The sequence below is a fragment of the Rhizobium sp. BK376 genome, assembly GCF_004341625.1.
In the GTDB taxonomy this organism is placed as follows: domain Bacteria; phylum Pseudomonadota; class Alphaproteobacteria; order Rhizobiales; family Rhizobiaceae; genus Rhizobium.
Genome location: NZ_SLZG01000041.1, coordinates 1 through 20,488, shown reverse-complemented (window position 1 = coordinate 20,488; position 20,488 = coordinate 1). Strand labels below are relative to the sequence as shown.

Annotated in this window: 22 protein-coding genes and 5 pseudogenes; 15 read left to right on the top strand and 12 right to left on the bottom strand. The window is 57.2% G+C overall.

Going from position 1 to position 20,488, the window contains the following annotated elements; genetic code table 11:
* Positions 1-142 precede the first annotated feature (142 nt).
* The gene (locus EV561_RS34455) at positions 143-1,531 is read right to left on the bottom strand and encodes a hypothetical protein (RefSeq protein ID WP_132528374.1); all 1,389 of its coding nucleotides are present in this window, start codon (positions 1,529-1,531) and stop codon (positions 143-145) included.
* 116 nt (positions 1,532-1,647) lie between these two features.
* Between EV561_RS34455 and EV561_RS38240 the strand changes: the two are divergent.
* From EV561_RS38240 to EV561_RS34435, 4 genes and pseudogenes are all read left to right on the top strand, one after another.
* Positions 1,648-1,991: pseudogene (locus tag EV561_RS38240) on the top strand (integrase); the annotation flags it as partial.
* Between the two features lie 292 nt (positions 1,992-2,283).
* Positions 2,284-2,565 (top strand): type II toxin-antitoxin system ParD family antitoxin, encoded by a 282-nt coding sequence (locus EV561_RS34445; protein WP_132528373.1) that lies wholly within the window; start codon positions 2,284-2,286, stop codon positions 2,563-2,565.
* On the top strand, positions 2,565-2,864 hold the full coding sequence (locus EV561_RS34440) for a type II toxin-antitoxin system RelE/ParE family toxin (RefSeq protein WP_132528372.1): 300 nt from the start codon (positions 2,565-2,567) through the stop codon (positions 2,862-2,864). Before EV561_RS34445 ends, EV561_RS34440 begins: the two co-directional genes overlap by 1 nt.
* A 106-nt stretch (positions 2,865-2,970) precedes the next feature.
* Positions 2,971-3,102 (top strand): annotated as a pseudogene (locus EV561_RS34435) (integrase); the annotation flags it as partial.
* Positions 3,103-3,234: 132 nt separating this feature from the next.
* On the opposite strand, the gene EV561_RS34430 reads toward EV561_RS34435, so the two are convergent.
* The gene (locus EV561_RS34430) at positions 3,235-3,891 is read right to left on the bottom strand and encodes a hypothetical protein (RefSeq protein WP_132528371.1); all 657 of its coding nucleotides are present in this window, start codon (positions 3,889-3,891) and stop codon (positions 3,235-3,237) included.
* Between the two features lie 360 nt (positions 3,892-4,251).
* On the opposite strand from EV561_RS34430, the gene EV561_RS34425 reads away from it, so the two are divergent.
* Entirely contained in the window at positions 4,252-4,545 is a 294-nt protein-coding gene (locus EV561_RS34425; RefSeq protein WP_132528370.1) for a type II toxin-antitoxin system prevent-host-death family antitoxin, read from the top strand.
* A complete protein-coding gene (locus EV561_RS34420) occupies positions 4,542-4,919 on the top strand; it encodes a type II toxin-antitoxin system VapC family toxin (protein WP_132528369.1) in 378 nt (125 codons plus the stop codon). Before EV561_RS34425 ends, EV561_RS34420 begins: the two co-directional genes overlap by 4 nt.
* A gap of 805 nt (positions 4,920-5,724) precedes the next feature.
* Here EV561_RS34420 and EV561_RS34415 read toward each other — a convergent pair.
* Together EV561_RS34415 and EV561_RS37470 are read right to left on the bottom strand one after the other, a co-directional pair.
* Positions 5,725-6,033, bottom strand: a complete 309-nt coding sequence (locus EV561_RS34415; protein ID WP_132528368.1) for a hypothetical protein — start codon at positions 6,031-6,033, stop codon at positions 5,725-5,727.
* 749 nt (positions 6,034-6,782) lie between these two features.
* Entirely contained in the window at positions 6,783-6,953 is a 171-nt protein-coding gene (locus EV561_RS37470) for a hypothetical protein (protein ID WP_165928024.1), read from the bottom strand.
* Between the two features lie 382 nt (positions 6,954-7,335).
* Between EV561_RS37470 and EV561_RS38235 the strand changes: the two are divergent.
* Positions 7,336-7,428: pseudogene (locus EV561_RS38235) on the top strand (recombinase family protein); the annotation flags it as partial.
* Here the strand turns inward: EV561_RS38235 and EV561_RS37740 are convergent.
* Genes EV561_RS37740 through EV561_RS34400 form a run of 3 tightly spaced genes read right to left on the bottom strand, consistent with a single transcriptional unit; the run spans position 7,419 to position 8,322 of the window.
* Positions 7,419-7,787: a hypothetical protein gene (locus EV561_RS37740; RefSeq protein ID WP_207910652.1), complete on the bottom strand. Its 369-nt coding sequence runs from the start codon at positions 7,785-7,787 to the stop codon at positions 7,419-7,421. The pseudogene EV561_RS38235 and the gene EV561_RS37740 overlap by 10 nt on opposite strands.
* Positions 7,788-7,798: 11 nt before the next feature.
* Positions 7,799-8,029: a hypothetical protein gene (locus EV561_RS37735; RefSeq protein WP_207910651.1), complete on the bottom strand. Its 231-nt coding sequence runs from the start codon at positions 8,027-8,029 to the stop codon at positions 7,799-7,801.
* An 11-nt stretch (positions 8,030-8,040) separates the two neighbouring features.
* The gene (locus EV561_RS34400) at positions 8,041-8,322 is read right to left on the bottom strand and encodes a hypothetical protein (RefSeq protein ID WP_132528367.1); all 282 of its coding nucleotides are present in this window, start codon (positions 8,320-8,322) and stop codon (positions 8,041-8,043) included.
* Between the two features lie 206 nt (positions 8,323-8,528).
* Between EV561_RS34400 and EV561_RS34395 the strand changes: the two genes are divergently transcribed.
* Positions 8,529-9,971 (top strand): DUF6880 family protein, encoded by a 1,443-nt coding sequence (locus EV561_RS34395; RefSeq protein ID WP_132528366.1) that lies wholly within the window; start codon positions 8,529-8,531, stop codon positions 9,969-9,971.
* 49 nt (positions 9,972-10,020) lie between these two features.
* Here EV561_RS34395 and EV561_RS37730 read toward each other — a convergent pair whose 3' ends face one another.
* Positions 10,021-10,251: a hypothetical protein gene (locus tag EV561_RS37730; RefSeq protein ID WP_207910650.1), complete on the bottom strand. Its 231-nt coding sequence runs from the start codon at positions 10,249-10,251 to the stop codon at positions 10,021-10,023.
* 196 nt (positions 10,252-10,447) lie between these two features.
* Positions 10,448-12,244: an SWIM zinc finger family protein gene (locus EV561_RS34385; protein WP_132528365.1), complete on the bottom strand. Its 1,797-nt coding sequence runs from the start codon at positions 12,242-12,244 to the stop codon at positions 10,448-10,450.
* A gap of 125 nt (positions 12,245-12,369) precedes the next feature.
* On the opposite strand from EV561_RS34385, the pseudogene EV561_RS34380 reads away from it, so the two are divergent.
* A pseudogene (locus tag EV561_RS34380) lies at positions 12,370-12,719 on the top strand (integrase); the annotation flags it as partial.
* Positions 12,720-12,845: 126 nt separating this feature from the next.
* Here the strand turns inward: EV561_RS34380 and EV561_RS34375 are convergent.
* Positions 12,846-12,992: pseudogene (locus EV561_RS34375) on the bottom strand (IS256 family transposase); the annotation flags it as partial.
* Positions 12,993-13,251: 259 nt separating this feature from the next.
* Between EV561_RS34375 and EV561_RS37465 the strand changes: the two are divergent.
* Together EV561_RS37465 and EV561_RS34360 are read left to right on the top strand one after the other, a co-directional pair.
* Positions 13,252-13,575 carry a hypothetical protein gene (locus tag EV561_RS37465; RefSeq protein WP_165928023.1) on the top strand — a complete coding sequence of 108 codons (324 nt, stop codon included), beginning with the start codon at positions 13,252-13,254 and terminating at the stop codon, positions 13,573-13,575.
* Positions 13,576-14,754: 1,179 nt separating this feature from the next.
* The gene (locus tag EV561_RS34360; RefSeq protein ID WP_132528362.1) at positions 14,755-15,150 is read left to right on the top strand and encodes a DUF1236 domain-containing protein; all 396 of its coding nucleotides are present in this window, start codon (positions 14,755-14,757) and stop codon (positions 15,148-15,150) included.
* Between the two features lie 169 nt (positions 15,151-15,319).
* Here EV561_RS34360 and EV561_RS34355 read toward each other — a convergent pair whose 3' ends face one another.
* Both EV561_RS34355 and EV561_RS34350 read right to left on the bottom strand, forming a co-directional pair.
* A complete protein-coding gene (locus EV561_RS34355; protein WP_132528361.1) occupies positions 15,320-15,658 on the bottom strand; it encodes a hypothetical protein in 339 nt (112 codons plus the stop codon).
* Between the two features lie 95 nt (positions 15,659-15,753).
* On the bottom strand, positions 15,754-16,071 hold the full coding sequence (locus EV561_RS34350) for a hypothetical protein (RefSeq protein ID WP_132528360.1): 318 nt from the start codon (positions 16,069-16,071) through the stop codon (positions 15,754-15,756).
* Between the two features lie 118 nt (positions 16,072-16,189).
* On the opposite strand from EV561_RS34350, the gene EV561_RS37460 reads away from it, so the two are divergent.
* From EV561_RS37460 to EV561_RS34320, 4 genes are all read left to right on the top strand, one after another.
* Positions 16,190-16,339, top strand: a complete 150-nt coding sequence (locus tag EV561_RS37460) for a hypothetical protein (RefSeq protein WP_165928022.1) — start codon at positions 16,190-16,192, stop codon at positions 16,337-16,339.
* Between the two features lie 1,369 nt (positions 16,340-17,708).
* Positions 17,709-18,554 (top strand): tyrosine-type recombinase/integrase, encoded by an 846-nt coding sequence (locus EV561_RS34335; protein ID WP_245513204.1) that lies wholly within the window; start codon positions 17,709-17,711, stop codon positions 18,552-18,554.
* A gap of 86 nt (positions 18,555-18,640) precedes the next feature.
* Complete coding sequence (locus EV561_RS34330; protein ID WP_132528357.1) at positions 18,641-18,940, top strand: hypothetical protein; 300 nt, start codon at positions 18,641-18,643, stop codon at positions 18,938-18,940.
* 390 nt (positions 18,941-19,330) lie between these two features.
* Positions 19,331-20,470 carry a hypothetical protein gene (locus tag EV561_RS34320; protein WP_132528355.1) on the top strand — a complete coding sequence of 380 codons (1,140 nt, stop codon included), beginning with the start codon at positions 19,331-19,333 and terminating at the stop codon, positions 20,468-20,470.
* Positions 20,471-20,488 lie beyond the last annotated feature (18 nt).

The window sequence follows — 20,488 nt, the reverse complement described above, 5'->3', positions numbered from 1 at the left end:
CATTGATTGTTCCAACTTGGCACGAGTTGCTCCCAAGGCACCGAAGGTTTCGCCCACGATTTCGATCGAAGTTGGTCGTCGTCACGCCCCTTTTTCGATGTGTCACACCTCGCCTACCCCGAGGGGTCGAGCAGTCACACCGTCAAGGCGCTTCGGCGTCCAATACGAGATTGCGATCGTAGCTGATGGTTTCAAGCGCAACCGGGAAATCGAACTCGCGATGCCCTTGTTCGTATTGGCTCACGGCCTGCACGAGTTTCCCCGATGCTTTCGATACCCAGATGTTGATGCTTGCCATCCAGCCATTTCGTTCCCAATGGGCGGAATAGCGTAGCGTCGGTTCACCGTGCAGATCTTCGCTGTCCTGAAGTCGGCAGGCCGTAAAAACTGGACGACCAGTCTTTCCATCAATCGCCGTTTGAACGGGGACCGGGAAGGACCGCTTCCACAGACCATGCTCGATTTTGATAAAGGAATTGCGATCGATCATTTGCCATTCGAGGTGCAGTCTCGGATTTGCATTGGGGGCTACTTCGTAGATTTTGCTGACGAAGCTGTCGGAGCTGTGGAATGATTCATAGGCTCTGTTCACATCGTAGCAAGACTGATCCTCTGTAGCGATCTCCGAGGAACGAGTTGTTGGTTCATTGTTGAGCGCCGCATCTTCTATCGCCGGTCCCGAAACGGCGGCATTTTCCTTTTCACCACCATTCACTTGGGGTTTGGCGCGTGGCCCGTAAACAGCGAGACCAGGGTCATCATCGTAAGAATAGATTTTCGTCAGAAAGCCCGATTTGAGCGCCTCGGGAGTTTGAATTTGATACATGCCCTGCGGCGTGGCCAACGCAATCATGGCAAAGACATCCTGGCTGATTCCCATTTCATCGAAATAGGCAGCCAACTCCTTGTGCAGCGCTGGCGGAATCTTGGTTAATGTCGCCTCTTTCCAGGTTTGTTTCCCTGAATTTCCCCGATCAGATGTTCGATAGACCGTGGTGATTTGGTGAACGCCGATTGCAGCGTTGATTGCTGCCGCCCTTACCGTTCCACCCGCAAACAGAAATGGACATGCGGAAAAGCAATAGGCGCCTCCGGATCGAACTTTTCCTGCCGACCAACCGTCCTTTACGATTTTGTCCGGACAGCGGGGGTCCAACATCGGGCAGTCGTTCAACATCGTTCTTCCGACGTCGGTCTCCAATCCTGCCCTTCGGATCATGCGTCCGATTGCCAGGGCTGCCTCCACGTCTCCACCGTGAGACTGAACCACCACTGGAAGCTTTCTGCCCTCAAGACGTTTCAAAAATCTCTCGAAAAGCCTCGGCGTGTCTTTCGTGATTGTCCCTTCCGCCGAGATCCATTGAATACAGCTCTCTTGGCAGTCACCATCCTGCACCAGAACAAAATTCATTGGCCTGATCGGTGCGCCAAGCGTCGCCTTTTCCGCGAGGCTTTCGGAACTCGCGCCGAAGAGAAAGCCCAAACTCGCCACGGCACTCAGCACCATCGTTCGAATGCTAACATTTCCCATCGTTTATCCTTTCGCTCGTTCGCAATAGTGTAGCTTCGTCGCTAGAGCGAACATTACTCAATAACGAAGCCTTGAAGACAGCGCCGTCGAATAGCCGCGGCAACTAGAACCGGGCCGCGCCGGCTACTGTGCGGCGGCGGTTGGCGTGCTGGTCGACTCTGACCAAATGGCGTGGCCTCGGCGGCCCTTTACCTCCCCCGCCCTGAAATCTGCCATTCGTCTGGCAGTCCGAGCCACCCTTCGACCGCGCCGCCGCAAGAGTACTAGGGCCGTCACCGCCGACGTGCTTGTTCGGCTCATTGCCACTTGCCCGCGCGGCAGCCTGCGTGACCTGGGCGACCAGGCGATCCTGATGGTCGCCTTCGGATCCCGTCGCCTGCGCAGCGAGATCGCATCGCTTCATCGAGAGCAGATCAGCTTGGATGAGCCGGTCGTTCTCAAGGATGGAACCAGCCTACCTTTCGCGACGTCGCAGAATACAGAGTTCTGCGATGGCGTAATTCCCCTGTTGGCGCATTCCGGCCGACCCAGAACATTCCGCTGATCTTGGAAGACCAAGCAGCTATCATCAGAGCGCAATCGATTCCGCAGAACCACGCCGATCGACAGGCGGGAATCGCAGCAGAAATATGGGCCGACGCATCTGATCCCTTCAGCGTCGTGCGGCAAAGAACACATTCGACACCAACATTTGAGTAGGATTCTATCCCATCGCGTGATATAAAATGTGCGGATCGATAGGAGTCCAGTCCATGCGTTCGACGCAACAATTAAGCATCACGTTGCCCTTGGAAATGGCTAATCTCGTTAAGCAGCGAGTCTCCAACGGCGACTATGTCTCGGAAAGTGAAGTCATTCGTGAAGGTCTCCGAGCTCTGCAGGAGCGCGAGAGCGCGGTAGAGCACTGGCTCCGCACAAACGTCGCTGACACCTACGACGCTTACAGAGCCGATCCTACCAAAGCACGGCCGATCGACGAAGCCTGGAAGCAGCTTGAGGCAGGTATGGATGACATCGACCAGGAAGAAGGTTGATGAATCGCTACCATATTCGCCTCACGCCAGAGGCGGAGTTGGATTTACTGCACATCTATCGCTTCGTCCGCAAGAAAGCCGCATCTAACACTGTCGCTCGCTCCTACATAGCTCGCATCAGAGCATTCATGGAGGAATTTGAGGCTTTTCCCCAGCGGGGTACGACCCGCGACCATATCAGGCCGGGTTTGCGCATTGTCGGTTTCGAACGCCGGGTTAGTATAGCATTTGTGGTTGAACCAACCGAAGTTGTTATTCTCCGTGTCCTTTATGCAGGACAAGAGTTCGAAGGCGGATAGGCCTCGACGAATATCGATAGCATTTGATCAGGCTCCGCAAATCAGCCAAAAAAGGGCTTCAGGCAGGACCGAGATCCGTCCAGAATCGCCGATCTGGAGCACGTTCGTGACCAAGCCGGAAAAATCAAAGGATGCTCTCGAGCGCCGCGCCGAAGAACGCGGCACTATTGCCGCGGCTCTGCCCATCGAACGCCGCGACGCTATCGCCGAACTGCTCACCGACCAAGATGTCGAAACACAATGCCGTTCATCCATGTCAGTGAAGACAGGAGATCGAACAGATAATTGCCTGCTGGCGGCCACACGCCGCGCCAGCCAGCTGATGGCGAACGCGCGCAAATCTGCTGCCCTACGGCCACTCTGATTGGGTTCACGCAGGCGATCGGCGCCACTGCATGATCACAGTGAGAGATACCGCCACGAATGCCAGAGTCACAGCAAGATCGGGAAGCAAACCCAACGGCCCCCAGTAAGAAACACCTCTGATCGCATACGACATTTCGAGACCTCCTGGCAGAAGCTCCGTCGGATAAAGGATCATTGGGGCCAATCTCGCCAATTGCAAAATCCCGAGCAAACATACCGTCCACGGCAGAAATGTCGAAACAGGCCCGCGATCAGTGGCCTCCGGAACCCACAACAGCGAAACGACTATGAAAACAGATAGAAATAGCGTTGTCACCGCCGCCCATGGCGTGCCGAACCGCCCAAATAGTTCGGGTGCCTGCAAAACAACGCGAATGTTTCCAATAATGATAAGGCTGGCGAATGCCATGTACCAACGGGGCAATTTCAACCACTGCAACCGGCGTACAGCCGTCCAGACAACGCAAAGCAACACAACAACGAGAGCGGGCAGAGCAATAAACAAGATGATAAGGAGGCCAACGTCGCCGCAGCCCCCTCCGAGATCCCCGTGACAGGCAAGATCTGCACCACCGACAACCGCCAAAGGAGACAAGATCATGAAGGCAAGCAGAAGTGCGCCGCACAGAAGAAGCCGGCGGCGGTAAATTGTTGCGGGCATCGGCGCCCTCCTTCTTCATCTGAAGCGAATGTCTGTTGAAAGTCGTTAAGTATCCAATTTCGAGTTTACTGCAGTGGTATTTTTACTTCCTTAAAGTTGTCTAAAATCACTGTCATTCAACGTGCCGGATCGGCTTGAGATTCTCTGTCATCACAAGACAATTCGTCAATGCGCAAAGATTTGTAAGCACGAGACCACTGGTTCATTTTTCGGCCGAATCTCACCGCAGAATTTTTGGACCGTTCTCACGCCGGCCACGCAAAAGCGGCACCAAATTCGTTATCGGAAGCTATAGGTACAAGCTGGTTGTACGCGAAGATTGGCCATGCTATCGTCCGCAGATCAAGGCTGGAGACCGCGATGCCGCAGACAAGCTACAAGATCAGCGAGGCGCGCAAAAATTTCGCCGAGGTGCTGGAACGCGCCAACCAGGGCGAGGAAATTGTCATCATGCGCGGCAATCAAGTCTATGCGCGTATCGGTCCCGGATCACCTGGCAACAAGCGGCCATTCGGCTTATTGCGCCACCGCGCCTTGCCCGATGACCTCTTCGACGAAAAGGATCTTGCTCAGGAAGCGATCAATGCCGGCGACTGGAATGACGACGTGGGCGTGTTTCAAGGCAAGCCTGCTGGCGATGGAAACCGCCCGTGAGGGTGCTCCTCGACAGCCATGCCGTCTATTGGTGGACGATCGGCAGTGACCGGCTTTCGGCGACCGCACGATCCCTCATCGAAGACAAGGTCAACATCGTCCTCGTCAGCGCCGTGACCTTCTACGAGCTCAACAACAAGATGCGCTTGAAGAAACTCGATCTCAAACCACAGGAACTGCGCGCCGCCGTCGCTGACAGCGGCTTGCAGACGCTGGCGATCACCGATCTTCATGCCGAATTGGCAGCGGCATTCGACTGGGAACATCGTGATCCCTGGGATCGAATTCTTGCAGCGCAGACAAGGCTGGAGCACTGCGCTTTGGTCTCGACAGACGTGGTGTTCGACGCCGTGCTGCACGAGCGGATGTGGTGAGGACGCGGGATGAGAGTCACCGGCGTCACGGTCAATGCTCTTCTGCCGGGCGGGGCAACTTTAACCGGAATGATCCCCGATAGCGTCTCTGCCGAAACGCGGTCCCAGTTGCTCGATCCCCAGATCATCGTCCCGCCATTGCTTTGGCTGGCGTCGTCGGATGCAGATGGGGTCACGGGTAAACGCATCGTCGCAACACAATGGTCGCAAACGGAGCCGCCAGCGGATCAGGCTGGATGGTCATAGCTGCCTTTTATTGGTCGCGCACTCCTGGACCAGGAAGAACCGGGATCTGACAAAACCTGTTCCGTCGATGGCGACGGAATAGAGAGGTCATTCCAACGTCGCCCACGTTTTGGCGGCACGTCATCGCGAAAGCCGACTTCCTGTACGGCCCGCGCGATGCATCTGGAAACGACACCTCTGAGAAATCAACGTCAGTTGGGTGTTTGCCGTCCCGGACGACGTTCCGGCACGGTCGCGCGCGAATTGGAACGACGGCTAAAATCTTGATGACCAGCGCCAGCAAGCGGCGCAGATTTAGACGTCGCCTGTCGGAAGGCCCCAGTCCCGCCGAATTCCGCCGGAATCTTGGAATTGCAGCATAAGCCGTCCAAGAATTTGTCCGCACCTCCAGGGGATCATCTTCTCACTTCGCCCCGACATGGGGTGCTGATAGTTCCGGTCAGCCGGATCACGGATATCCGCTTACGGGCGTCTGAGGCGTGATGGAAACCAAGACTTGCTGCGACCCCCGATCGCCACACGGGCCATTGATCGCACATGTCCGAGTTGTAACTTTATGTTACTGTGCGATGGAGACCCGAGTTCCACTATCAGCGACGATACGCAGGGTTCGGATCAGGTCAGCGGCGTCAAGTAAAGCGGCGCTTATCTCGTTGGCTGGCTGGTGCTCAACGGTCGTCTCAATCGCCTCGAGCTGGAAAAGAGCATCATGCTGGGTGTTGCTGCTGGGTATTCCGACGGCGTTCCGCAAACCGCGTACCGTGATAACCGCTCTCTGCAGCAGCCGCCGTGTTTCGGTGGTTGTTAGCTTGTCGGTTTCATTGGCGGCGCGCACGAGTTCGGAAACAAAATCGGTTATTGGACTCATGGGCTTTCACATCTCAGCATTTTTTCAACGCCTACCACTCCGTGGGGAAACGTTCCGGAGTCGTCCGAGCTCTGCTGTTCGAGAATGCGGCATACCCGTCGGCCAAGATGGTCGAGGAAAGTTCCTTCCATCAGGCTCCGATAGGTCTGGAAGCCGGGACCAGCCACCTCGATCGTTTGGCTCGCTTCTTGTGCCCGACGCCCCAGGAGACTCAAGTTCTCCTGGAACTCCTCCCAGGCCCTTACCATGTCCCGGTTGCGACAGACAGTCATGCAAGAAGTCTCCAATGATGATCAACCGCCCTCATTGATCCTGTCGGCGGTGATTGGCCGGTTGATTGGCGTCGTCAAGCAGTCAAAGAGAAGGCCCCACCGAGGCAGGGCCAATTGGTGTCTGTGGGGAGCCGGGAGATTGGTTCCGCGACGATGATGCGATCATTTCATCTCTTGTTCGTTAACGTTGCGGAGCAGGAGTTTGCTGGACCGATCAGACCTCAGGAATCAATCGCGGAAAACATGAACCTTGGACAACCGATCTGAAATCGGGGCTTGATCGCGACAATGGCAAGCGGCAGAGCGGTTTAGGGGTGGTGCCAGTCCTCTCGCGAGCTTCATCCGGCTTACCGGGCGCAGGCGCACTATCCAGTTCCACATAAGCTCCGGAGCTCAGCACGACGGACGACCAATCGCACTCGGCTTCTCGGCATCGCGTAGTTGGTCGCAAGTCCGATGGCAATGTTTTCGGCGTTATCAGCGATGCTCGGTGACACCCGGCTCGAGGAAGTGCTCTGGTCGCTTGCTAAGGTTCCCCGATCGGGTCGCCGAGGTGGCAAAAGGCGTTTCGGTCAGCGCAGGCGATTGACCAGCATTGCCGAGATAGCTGACGATGATCGGCGTGATCTCGCAATTGAACGACGCCACTGTGCTCCCCTCCAAACGCCTTTCCATCCCCGGCGATATCATCACTCGTTTCTTCAACACGCACGGGCCCTGAGGACGAAGCTCCTCCGCCAGTGAAGCTTGCCGTGACAACGGGAGGTCCACCCACCCTGCCTCTGTCCCACTCTCGGGAGACCTATGGGCTTTTGGTATCAAATCGGCCTCGGAGAGAGTATTGCTCGCCCATTTCCGCCGCAGACGCCTCAGGACGTCCATTTCGATGCGCTTATGCCCTACCGAGCCTCGCTTCTTAAGAAACGCGCTCAGGCACCTCGCATTTCATCTGTAATACACGCTTGCAAAGGGTCATTTTCTCACGCATTCATTATTTGTACAAAGCACCCCAAAGGCGCTCGAGAAAACCATGGCAAAACGGCAAGTCGCCAATCCGTCGCCGGCCCCAAAACGTCTTATCGGCTACGCGCGTGTCTCGACCGATGACCAGGTTCATGACGCACCGGCTTGACTCGGATAGGAAATGGCTACAAGGCGATTTTCAGCGTCCCAGCTGTAGTTTCGTTGCCCATCGGAGAGCAGGTTGCCATTGACGTCGCAGCTGTATGGCTGGCCGGTTAAATCCGTCAGTTGGTTGAGGTTATTAAGGGCGGCGGTCTGGGCAGCTGGACTCGGTACGGCCACCGCTGCATCGCTGGTCTGCCTGACGCCGGTAATGAAATTCTCCGGCGTCATGTCGAACGCAAAGTTTGTGAACTGGCCTGCGGTCAATCCAGTGTTAGCGATTCCCGCCAGCCGCCGATCATGCGTGTTGTCCAGATAGCTCCAGGTCGTCTTCAGACTGGAGGTCGCCGGCAGCAACTGTCGGGCGGTCAGCTGCTGTGTCTGCCCCAGATACTAAGCTGAAACGCCCCGAGATCGCTTGAATGATTGTCTATGCGGCCGATCGCATCATAGTGCCATGTCTCGGCGCCACTGCCGGAAATCTGCCGGCTGATAGACCGGCCGAGCGGATCATACCCGTAGGAGATCGTATGGGAACAGGTGCTCACGCCGATGGCCGTGAAGCATTCCTGCGCGATGTCCGGCAAACGAGACAGCATCGGACCGCGGCTCAAGAGCTGGTATCACTCGAGCTATTTGGAGAGCGCCTGACGAGAAACATATCTTCGCCGTAGTGATGAAGCCGGGTGTGATGCCGTCGGCATAACCATCGCACCTGCAACGGCTCATCATACTGATCGTGATGGGCATCGACCGATACGACACCGCAGACCTCGCAGGTTTGCTTTTCGAGGTCGCCAGCTTTCACGGCCCGCTGCACAGCAAGATGAGCAACATACTTGCCTGGATTTGAACGGCGCCAATTCGCTTGTCGTGTATCGGTGTTCAGCATCGGCACCTCCGTATGTGCGCGTTTCAATCTGTTTTTAACATATTGATAGCACGATCTGGCGCCAATGGGGACCGGAGAATAGCCGCAGGATAGGCGCTCGGCATCTCCTGTCGGGTGTGTGGTTTGTCGAAGAGATTGCCAGTCGGCGATAAAAATGATTCAAGGTGCCATCATCTCAACAGAAACGTCGAGACATCTTGGCGCCCATGGCTGCGAAAACGACCCTCAACGCAAAGAACCTCGAAGCGCTCGGCATACAACGCCTGGCCGAGCTGCTCATCGAGATTTCCACTGGCAATGCCACGCACAAACGCCGCCTGCGTCTCGAGCTTGCCGGCAATCATTCCAGCGCCGAGATCGCCCGCGAAGTGCGCAAGCGGCTTTCGAGCATCGGCCGCGCCCGCACTTTTATCGACTGGCGAAAAGTGAAGGCGACCAGGCTGGATCTTGAAACTCAGCGCAAATTGATTGTTGAGACCGTCGCGAAGGACGATCCGACTGAGGCATTCGAGCTCATCTGGCAATTTCTAGCGCTGGCAGAATCGATCTTTGCCCGCTCCGACGATGGTAGCGGCACTCTGATCCAGATCTTTCATCACGCCTGCACGGACGCGGGTGTCCTCGCCAAGGCAGCAGCGATCAATAAAGACGGGCTTGCCGAAAAGGTGTTCATGGCGTTTCAGAACAATGGTTATGGCCAGTTCGATAGTCTGATTACGGCGATGGCGCCGGCGCTAGATGGCGCGGGACTGGAAAGTCTGAAAGCGCTGTTCGTGGCATGGTCTAAGGAACCGCAGGAAAAGTTAGCGAAGAAGGACCGCAAGATCATTGGCTGGAGCAGCCAGGGAGAGATCTATGAGGATGAAGTTTTCGGCCGCCACAAGGAACGCACCACCAGCTACGCGCTGCAGGCAATCGCCGATGCCCAGGGTGATGTCGATGCCTATATCGCCCAGCAACCGGAAAAGACCCGAACAGCGCCTACCGTGGCTGCCGAGATCGCCAAACGTCTGATTTCGGCAGGACGAGCTAAGGAGGCCCTCAAGGCACTCGATAGTGTCGATACCAAAAGGCACAACGAAGTTCCCTTTGAATGGCAGCTTGCGCGCGTCGAAGCATTGGAGGCGCTGGAGCGGGAAGACGAAGCCCAGGCGTTCCGGTGGCAGTGCTTCGAACAGTCGCTGAATGATGAACACCTCCGCGCCTATCTCAAACGCCTACCCGACTTCGACGATCTGGACGCTGAGGAAAGGGCATTCGCATACGCGCAACGCTTCGCAAACGTTCACCATGCTCTATATTTCTTCCTGCGTTGGCCCTCAGGCACTGAGGCGGCAAAGCTCGTGATGAAACGGCATATCGAGCTCGATGGCAATTATTACGAACTGATGACGCCGGCGGCAGAGGAGCTGTCGGAAAAACACCCGCTTGCCGCGACGCTGGTCTTACGGGCCATGATCGACTTCACGCTGGAGAGCGCAAGATCGAGCCGCTACAAGCATGCCGCACGGCATCTTTCAGAATGCCGGTCGCTGGCGAAGCAGGTCCAGGATTTCGGTTCGATCAGCACGCACGAAACCTATCTCGCGAACCTGCGGCGCGTCCACGGTCGCAAATCAGGCTTTTGGGGCCTGCTGCCAACTCCCTGAAAAGGGGTTAGGGCGTCAGTCAAATTGCCTCACCATTTCTGCGGCGAAGTCAACGCATTGCTTGTCTGAACAACGATACCGAAATAGGGCCGAAAATCCACGGCAAAGTCGTCGAAGCGTGTATCCTGCCGAGAAAACCCTCAAGCTGCTGGTCGGACGCCGTGCGATAGCCCGCCTCTCGCAAACGGAGGCATAGCCCTTCCAAATCGTCGATGAGCAAGGCGGAATGCACGTTTCTTGCCGGGGTGAAATTCGGGTCGATGCCAAGATGAATTTTCACGCTTGAGCTTTCGAACCAATAGCCTCCACGGGAAGCCAGCTGCGCAGGCTTCGTCGTTTCTGAAAGTCCCAGCAATTCGCTGTAGAACGTTCGCCTTGCCTTCCTGCCCAGTTGGCATCGCCAGTTGGATATGATCAAATCCCGGGATGGTCACGTTCGTTCTGCCCGATAAATGGCGTGTCTGACGGCGTCCGCATTAGCGTCTCGGTCGAAGCGCCTCAAGCAGAGGACGTAGCTTGTGCTTGCGCCGATGCCGTTCGATCAAGAGGTTGATCTGTGTCATCCAATCGTCGAACCGATTGGCGGCATCATAGGCGCGTGCAGCCATTTCGAGCCACCTTGCGGCCAGGTCGTAGTGCGCCGATCGGCCGGCTTCCATGATGCCGGCAGCCATACGCCCGGCAATCTCTATCACCCAATCGGAATGGCTGGCGTGCGCAGCGTCAGCTAGCTGCATGAGAACTGCGTCGGACGGATTGTCGATCATGTTCGTCAGATCGACGGATTGTACCGCTTCATCGACCATGCCCTCGCCGAGATATATCTCAGTACGGTCACGAGCGTATTTCGCAGCCGCCAGACTTGCGAGAAGGTGGGACCGAAACGTGCTCCATTCCGCCCCTGCCAGGGCCGCGGTCGCCCTGAAATCCCCAAGCGACAAGCTGCGCTCAAAGGCTGCGCGCGCCGCATAAAAGGCAAGTGAACGCCTCCCCGACAGATCAGCAATGTCGCGCAACCAGCGCGCTAGGGTGACCGTTCCATACGAGGCTACGTCATCGGATCTCAGCGTCAGCCACCATTCGGCGATATCCAGCGCAGCGTCAATCTGTGATGCTTGCTTCAACAGCCGCGCAAACTCGAGCACCTCTTCGGCAGATCGGAATTTATTGCGTGCATGGTCTTGGGCATCCGCAATGCGTCCGAGCCGGATCAGCATCATAGCATGGTCACCATGGCGCCCAGCGGCGCTGGCAAGGTTGAGGAACGCCTCTGTATCTCCCTTTATATCGAGAACGCGCAGACGCGCCTCGGTCAACCGCGCCGTTGTCCAATCGCCACCGCCAGAAAGCGGCCAGGAGCGCGCCCGCCCGGCAAGAACATCCTGGAGACCCATCTCGTCCCAACCTTGATCAAGCGCGTCGATGGCAACCTGCAGATGTTCTTCGAGACCGTATTCGTAGAGCATGCCCTGCCACACATCTATCCGCATCATCAGCTCGTCACACTCTGCCGGGAGTAGATCGCTCATCAAAACTGCCTCGGCAATCATCTGCCCAAGCACGGGAAAGAACGCATGCAGCGTCTCGTCCCAGTCCGCCCGTTCGCGCCATACCGGCACGAGCGTCTCGGTCACCGCCTCGAGGATATTTAACGCATTGCGTCCGTCGCCCGCTTCGAGAAACGGCTTTGCCCTGTCGATCAGCGATCCGAAGGCTTCTTCGTCGACAATAATTTCATCATCACTCCGGCGGACCTTGGGAGAACCTCGCCCGGACAGCAGTGCCTTTGCCTGTCGCCTGATCGGTTCAGGATCAACGGCAGCTCGTTGTGCGCCCATTAGTCCGTCACCCGATTGACCGGTTGCCAGTTCCGTTTCGAGCCACGGTATGAACGCCGTATCTTCCTTGGCCCGCTTGACCAGCAGCTCAACCAGGGCTTCACGATCGAGTCCTTCGAGCATACCGGCGACGGAGGGTTTTTGTGTAATCGCGTCTGGAGCCGCGATATATTTGAGCAACACGGCGACGACGTGCTTGCAGGCACCGCCCCAGTCGTAGTGACAGGAGCACTGTGTGGCGGCCACGTTGTTATCAAGAAGTTCGACCGTGACGACATACGGCGTGTATTCGCTGCCTTCGACTTCGGCGATCAACTCGTCGCCGCGGCGTTCGAGCGCTAAAACGGCGCCATGCCGAACGTAGTCCCTGCCGCGCGCGAAAGACTCAGCCGTTGCCAAGGCGCGCACCGCGTTTTCATCGAGAGCCGTGTCCATCACTCGTCCCTTTGCTCCTCAAACGCGTCGCCGCTCCTATCGTAATCGAGACCTAATTCAGTAACCGACCCATAATTAACAAGAGCGCTGTCCCGACGAAATAGTCCAACATCATTCAACGCTCCGTCTATCTGACCGGACTGGCGGTCGGGGCCTCAACCGCTGGATGGCGGCCGCGAAGATCGACAAAGGCAGCGTGATCGGAAGGATCGCACGCTGGGGCACGGTTTCGAAGCGGGCACTCGATCCGCGGTCGGGCAATGCAATCCTGAATCAGCGGGAGAAGATGGCGGGGTTGGGGCCGGAGGAGTTTTCTGCGCACGGGCTGCGGCCTGGACATATCATTGAGGCCGCCAATCGCGGCATTCCACTGCCCGAGGTAATGGAGCAATCGCGTCATCGTTCCGTTCAGCAGGCTTCCAGTTATTACAACAATGCGACACGGCGTAGCGATCGGGCTGCCACCCTGCTATGAGGATAGTACGTGACTGATAACGTTGACTTATCTGGCGTTCTTCACGTTACAAAGAGATGCCCAGCTCCAGACCCTGGTATATTTCTTCCGGACCCCGACCCGCTCCATTCGTTACGTCGCAACCGGGGTCTTCTGGCCATAAGCGGCGCCGGTCGAAGCACCCACCTCCATCTCCATTAGTCGCTCGGCGGCGAAATCGATCGTCTCACGCAAAATATCGGCGTCGGGGGTCTTCTCTACGAGCGTGCGCAGGTTCATCATCACATCGGTCATCGGTGGTTCCTCCAATCAGGTTGGTGTGAGCAACCCGACTGTACCGGAGAACTTCGATGACCGCCGCTTCGGCGCGATTGAAAGCGCGCTCCCGAGCGGCTTCGTTACCGCCAAACTACACCACTCGGCGGGACACGACCCTCCTCCACTGCAAACGCACTGGTTAAATTCTCTGTCGCCTGCCGCGGGTTATCGCCGAATGGCCGTTTTTGTCTGGCAGGCATCCGCCGAAAGAGCCGCCCGCATGAAAGAATTCTCGATGACCACCTTTAATCCGATGGACCCTGTACACGCAGCAGCAAGAGCCTTCAGAGACGCTGTGAACGCGATATTTGACGCGAGGTTTGGCCTCCAGCCTGATCAATTCCATCGGCACGCCAATCGCTTGAAGAGACGCGCGATCGACCGGATGCGGGAAGAGTTGGCGCAAAGTCACGAGACGATAGACGGAATTCATAGCGCCGCCTTTCAGCTTGTTAACGGCGAAGCCAACGCAGATCCGGTCGCTCGCCAGAAGCTCGAGAACGCGCTGGTCGGTGCCGTCGAACTCGCTTTGATCGAGGATGGCCTTACGACCAGATGACCGCTCGCCCCTTCGCAACGTCAGATTTTGCATCAAAGGCTATTTTCGGCGCCTTGCTGAATGGAGAACCAAGTTGGGCAGCAGAAAAGCGGCCGCAGAAATACTCACCGGTCATTCTCTACGTCGTGATCGATCGGCGGAGATTAGATCGCTGCCCCTTGCAATCAATCTCGCAAGCTTCCCACAGCCTTTCGATCGGGCCTCCCGCAGTTGCCAATCATGAAGGGCCACGCGAGGAGTTTCATTGTATAGCCGAGGCATCCGCCACGTATCTCGGCATCATGCATGGGCGGCGGGGTCCACCAGCCAAGGGTTGGTACGTGTTGTCCGTGGACCGATACGATTTATAGCGACTGCTGCACCAGCCAGTTATCCCAGATTGAACCGAAGCTGTTGTTGTGTTCGACTGCACCGTCTCATCCGGGTCTGCGCAAGATCGGAGGGCTCCGTGGAACGATCGATACGTGTTCGTTTCGGGGTTAAAGGATCGATACCGGTTTGCGCACCGAGCGACGTGCTGCGCTGACAGCGTGATTATCTTTCCTCCCGCCCCGGGTCCCGCCACATCCTTATTGACCGCCGCCGGCAGCGGCGACGGTGAGGCTTGAGCGTAAGTCGAATCGTCAGGCGGAAGGCGTTCCAAGCTCTGGGATGCCCGCTCGATGCGCACCGGCACCGATGTCCAAAGTGGCGGGGCGGAGAGATTGGCGGTCGGGTGAGGATGCTCAACCACGATGAACGTGCTGGCGAGTTTCATCACGACAATGGCAGTTCCAACTACACCTGCCGCCAAGAATGCCATCAACGCCAGCGTCTTCATTCCGTGATCCCCTCCAGTGACAATCTTTCGAAACTGCGCCAACAAACGAGGAGCGGCGCGGTTCGTTCCCTGGCTCGGACTAAGGTCTGAACGAAACCGTGCGCCTGATTTGAAGGACTATGTGAGCGAAGAGTGCCACCGACCGGGGGAGAATCGGCATCTTTCGCGGCAGTTCTGACGATATCACCGCAATATACGCGGTCGCTAACCGTCAGCAGATTGAACGCGGACGCGCGTTATCCAGGCTGACGGGACTAAAGTCCGTATGCTGGAACCGATGTTGCGAAAACGCATTTCCCTCGCAGATCCGATCCCCACGCCGCTCCGGCGCTGGAATCGGACAAATAGGGAGAGAAGTCATGAACTCGAAAATTCTCATCGTTGTGGCCGCCGCCGGTAGCCTTCTAACCGGATCGGCCTTCGCTGCAAACTCGACCGTGACCGGCGCTGCCGGCGGCGCCGTAACGGGTGCTGTCGTTGGCGGCCCTGTCGGTGCCGCTGTCGGCGGTGTTGCAGGCGCCGTCATCGGCACTGCGCTCGCCCCGCCGGAACGGGTTGTCACCTACGTTCAGCAGCAGCCGATGCCTGCTGAAGACGTCGTTGTGCAGGACAAGATCGTCGTCGGCCACGAACTACCGGAATCGGTGGTTGTTACTCCGGTTCCTGACGATCCGTCCTTTGCCTATGCCGTGGTCAACCACCAACGCGTGATTGTGCAGCCGAAGACCCGCAAGGTCGTTCAGATTGTCGAGTGACGACTATGGAGGGGCCCTAGGGCCCCTCCTTCCTGTTCATGGGTGAATAGGTGCGGCGGGCGGCCACCTCTTCCGCCAAAACCTATTGAATTTGCTTGGTTTTTTGGATTTTTTTGTGTTGAAAATACCCGTTATCATGCCGGGTATTTTGCGGGCTTTGGCCCCAAGGCTACACCTTACATCCCTTGGCGTGCTGTTGATTCTGGATGGCCTGAACCTTTCCCTTCTCCACAGCGATATCTCCCGCCTTGTCGGCGCCGGTAAGACTAGAAACTGGCACACCAATCATGAACACGCCGAAGGCATCACCATTTGCTGCATTGTTCTGATCCTTCGACAGCGAGTCGAGCTTTGACTGTTCGGTCTTGAGGTTCGCGGCGAGCGCCGGACATCCATCGTTCTGGTACGCGGCCATAGGAATGTCGGCTGGCTCAATGGCGCCAGGTCGTTTTGCGCAAGAGGCAAGCGAAAGAAGGATAATAGCGGCGGTAAGCAATCTGCGATTCATAGTTGTCCCCAGCGTTGATGCTCGGAAACTAGCTTCAACTATTGCGGCAACGGAAGTGGCAGAAAGGCAACCAAACAAGATAATTGGTTATCGGGCTAAACGGCTCGCCCTGCGGTGTTATTTCGCCTGCTCTTCCCCCACGCCTCAGGGCGCTCCCTGCCGCGCGGTAAGCCGATCGCTCCGCCCGTCGGCATGCCCATCCAGTTGTTGTAGAACAGCCGAACAAGAGGCACCGGGCGCCCTCCGTGGAACTCATCGACCTCGGGCCACCCGGGCACCTTAACGAGCGCCGGCATGCGTTCCTTAACCCACTTGGCGGCGCGCTCCTTGCCGACAATCGCTTCAGCTATTTCAAGGTCGGTAGCGAAGAGCGGCAGGTGGTCGAATGGAGATGCGGACGATACTTGTGCCATAAATTCGACAATAAGCCTTTGATTTCATTAATTTCAGCTTATCGAGCTTAACCATCCTCGACAAGCAAACCTTAACCGGACCGGCGCAAGTTTCCTCCAACTAGAAAAGGAGGCCGACATGACGTACGGCATCATCTTCGTATCGGCACTGACGGCGCTGGTATTTGCCATTGCGGTAGTCGAAAAGGATCCACCAAGTGAAGCGGTGGCGACTCACGGCTGGTCACAGGACAGTCGAGCTCCCATCACCAAACACACAGCCGAATAGAGAAACCGCCGGCTGGTGAGGCCGACGGCGCCTGTTATCGATCTCTTGAAGGCGACTTGAGCTCCTCGCAACGCAACTGGTCACTGCCTGACAGGAACCGCCGTCGATTTCCCATCCTCATATCTTTATGCCGAGGACAGGTACCGTTTGTCTTATGAGGTTTGCAAAGTCCACAGGCAGCGATCCGCGGCCGTTTTCTTTTGTGGTGCATGATTTTCCCCGAACACGGTCGGTGCGCCCCAATGGCGCACGCGCATGTGTCGGAGATGGGAGGGACGAGTTCTCATAAGACATCACATAGCACGATCATGGCCAGCAAAAAACCCACCGGTTGGTAGCCGGTGGGTGCGCTTGTGGTGACGGTGGTGATAAAGGAGCCCGGCCGCGAGGCCGAGCGGCGCGCAGATCGCGCCTTAAAACTGTAGCGGGCGACGGCGTTGTGAAGCCACCGCCACCCGCCCGACCCGACGTGTCCAAGCACCGGGCCGCCCCGCGGGGTTCAGGAAACTGGCTGCAGTACCGATCCGAACACGTGCCTGTAGGGCCGGTCGCCTTTGTCGAAGAGGAAAATCTTATAGACCTCCCTGCCCTTCGCCGAGCGAGAGCGCTCCAGGACGACGGCAGGGGTTGATGCGAATATAACCGTCTGTCCAACGGTGAAGCGGTATGTGGCGACGTAGTTGCGGACGACTCGTCTGCCTAGCAGCGAGCGTGGCAAAAGACTTCTATTGGCGTGGGAAATCGGTGCGTGGACTGTCATGGCGCTCCTCGTTGCGTTAATGCTGTTCATTTGTTACAACACGATACAAAATACATCGACTTTCGACGAATTCAATAACTTTTACATAGGGTTGTAAAAAATGTCTATTACCGCTGCCCAATGCCGCGCCGCGCGTGGCCTCATAGGCTGGTCGCAGGGAGATCTTTGCGAAGCGGCGGACGTCGGTCGGGCTACGCTTGCCAATTTCGAGCTGGAAAAAAGCACTCCTTACGAGCGCACACTCCGTGATGTCCGCGCCGCCCTCGAATCGGCCGGCGTCATGTTCATTGACCAAAACGGCAATGGTCCTGGCGTTCGTCTACGGGATCGAACGAAAGGGACTTGATATTAGGCTGCCGCGGCTATCCTTTGATGCGCGGCACACCAACCGCAGCATTCACCACATCGAGGAGACTTTTGGCTCAACGACAAAGGAGAATGCTATGTGTTCACAAAGACTGAAGGGTTTGGCCAGGGTTCGCAAGCGCCCCGCGACAGGCAAGACCATCTACTACTGCTACGCCTGGCGCGGCGGGCCGCTCTTGCGCAACGATAGCGGCCCAATCCAGCCAGACGATCCGGCACTGCCCGCCGCCCATCAGGAGGCACATGAGCGACGTCGAAATCCCAACTCGACGACCATGGGCGGCCTCAGATTTCAAACTGAAGGCGGCCCTGACAAGGCGCGAATACGATCGCTACCTCGACGATCTCCGCAGCGAATTCGGTAACCTCTCCATCGGCGATCTTGAAGCAAAGGAAACTCGTGTCCGGTTCAAGGCCTGGCGTGATGCCATGAGCGATCGGCCAAGAACAGCGGACTACGCGTGGTCCACGCTGTCCAGGGTACTCTCGTTCGGTAAAGACCGTGGCATTCTTTCCGTCAACATCGCCGAGCGAGGCGGGCGTCTCTATCGCGGCAACCGGCGCGACAAAATATGGAACTCGGCGGATATCAATGCCTTTCTGGCTGTTGCACCTCGCAGTCTTCAGCTCGCGATGCAGCTTGCAATCTGGACTGGCCAACGCAAGGCCGACCTGCTGAAGCTCAAGTGGAGTCAGTGTACTATTGACGTGATCCGCCTGAGGCAGGGCAAGACCGGCGCGCGGGTAGCCATTCCGATAGCCAAGCAACTCCGCGCTGAGCTCGACTTAGAGCCCCACGTCGCCGAGACCGTCCTGACGACAACGCGCTTCAAACGACCGTGGACGTCCGATGGATTCGACACGGCCTGGAAACGGGCGTGCAAAAATGCGGGCATAGAAGATCTGACCTTCCACGACCTGCGGGGGACTGCCGTCACTCGCCTCGCGTTAGCCGGATGCACCGCAGCCGAGATCGGCGCGCTGACCGGACACGCGATGCGTGACGTCGATTTGATTCTAGATGCGCATTACCTCGGCGGGCGCCCTGAACTAGCGCGGCGGGCGATCGAGAAATTGGAAGCCGTCTGAAGAGGAATGATTGCTCCGCATTGCATCACTACGGAACAAAAGCCAACCGGCCTCCATTACCCCTGTGACTTTTAGGAGGAAACAATATGGCTTACGAACCTAACGACCCTAACCGACCAAATCTGAATGATCCGAACCGCCCGGCTTCAGATCCGGAATTCATCCCAACGCAGAGACGATCTGGCATCGCAGCTTGGGTTGCTATCATCGCCATTGTCGCGGTGGCGGCCTTTGCGTGGTCGCAATGGGGTGGCACCGGAATCGACCGCAACACGACCGCTTCCACTACGGCAACTCAACCCGCGCCGGCTACGCCGGCGGCTCCTACTGGCAATACCGCCACACCTGCACCGGCGCCCGCAGCACCTGCCAACAACGGTCAGTAATGTGGCTTCTCGTTGACGCACCATGGGAGCCCGTCGTCCTGCATGACAGCAGACGACGGGCTTTTGCAATCCAATTGAAAAGCCGCCGCATTGCCGCGGACGATCAGCCGCGTTTTTGAGGCTCGTCGCCCTCCCGCCTAGCTAACTCCGCCTCGATCAACTCTCTAACGAATTGTGACCGCCGATTTTTCCCGACCAGCGCGTCGATTCTGGTGCAGGTACCTTCTGGCAATCGCACCAGCACCGCCTCCAGATCGAGCCGCGGCCGCCCCCTTCCTCTACCATTATCGTTGACCATCAGTCGCCCCGATTAACCATTAAGTGACATCACTTATTCCCATATTAAGCGATATCACTTAATCCTCCGTTGATGAGAACAGAGGAGGCTTGATGCTGACACAGCACGGATGGAAGGCGGCCAACGATAACGAGAAAACCTTCGACGCCGCCGCTGACAGCTATCTGAGGATGGGCGGATCGCAGCGCTACGTGGCGCCGGTCGTCGAGTATTTCAGTGGGAGATTGGTGGCGACGATCGTCTCCACCGAGGTGCGGCAGACGGGGATAGAGGTTTTTCCTATCTGCAAGGCTGCCACCATTAATCGGCAGGTGCTGACGCCGGCGAGAGCAATCCTCAACCATGCCCACGAGTTCGGATGGTGCAGCGCGATCCGTGTTCGCTCCTTCAAGATCGAAAAGCCAGTAAAGCTTCCGGCAGTCAACGGCGAGTGGATGAGCAAGTTCATCAGCCAGGCGAACGCCGACGGCCTCTATCACCTGTCCGCCGTCGTCTTCTTTATGCAGGACTGTGCAGCGCGCGTGTCAGAGGCTTGCAACGTCTTGGGCGAACACGTCGATATCAAAAACAAGACGATAAGGCTGGCAAAGACAAAGACCGAAGAACGCGATGGCCTATCTCACGTACGAGTGCGCCTACCGCATCGCCCACCTGCCGATGAAGGACGGCGAGCGGGTTTTCCGCTACTCATCGAGGTGGTCTGTGAACGATCGCATTGCCGCGGTTTGCCGACGGGCGCAAATCGATTACCGGCCGTCGCACACAATAGGCAGACGCACATACGCAACGCGAGCGATCAAGCTTGGCGTCCCGATCAAGGTCGCGATGGACGGCGGCCGCTGGAAAACGCCGGCCGTGTTTCTCGGTTATGTCGACATCGACAATGCAGGTCGGATCGTTGCGGAAAAGATCAATTCGCATCGATATTCGAACCTCTAATTGACTCCGCTCAAAATGAGAACATAATAGGAACTACGGAGGTTTTCATGAGTGATATTGATCGCCCTGCCCTACAGCGCGCGCCCGAGCTGATCGCGCATCGCTGCCATTGTGGTGCCTACGCTGGGTTCGGGTTCTCCGCGCCAAGTCGGCGCCATCAGATGGAATGGTGGTGCTGGGTGCGGGTTTCGGAAAAGTCCGGACAGGATTTCCGGAAATCTCCGGACACAGTTTTCAGTAATTCCCGGACAGTGATTCCGCTAAATCCCGGACAGTTTCCGGCGGCGGTTTGACGGTTGGTTCGCGGCTGC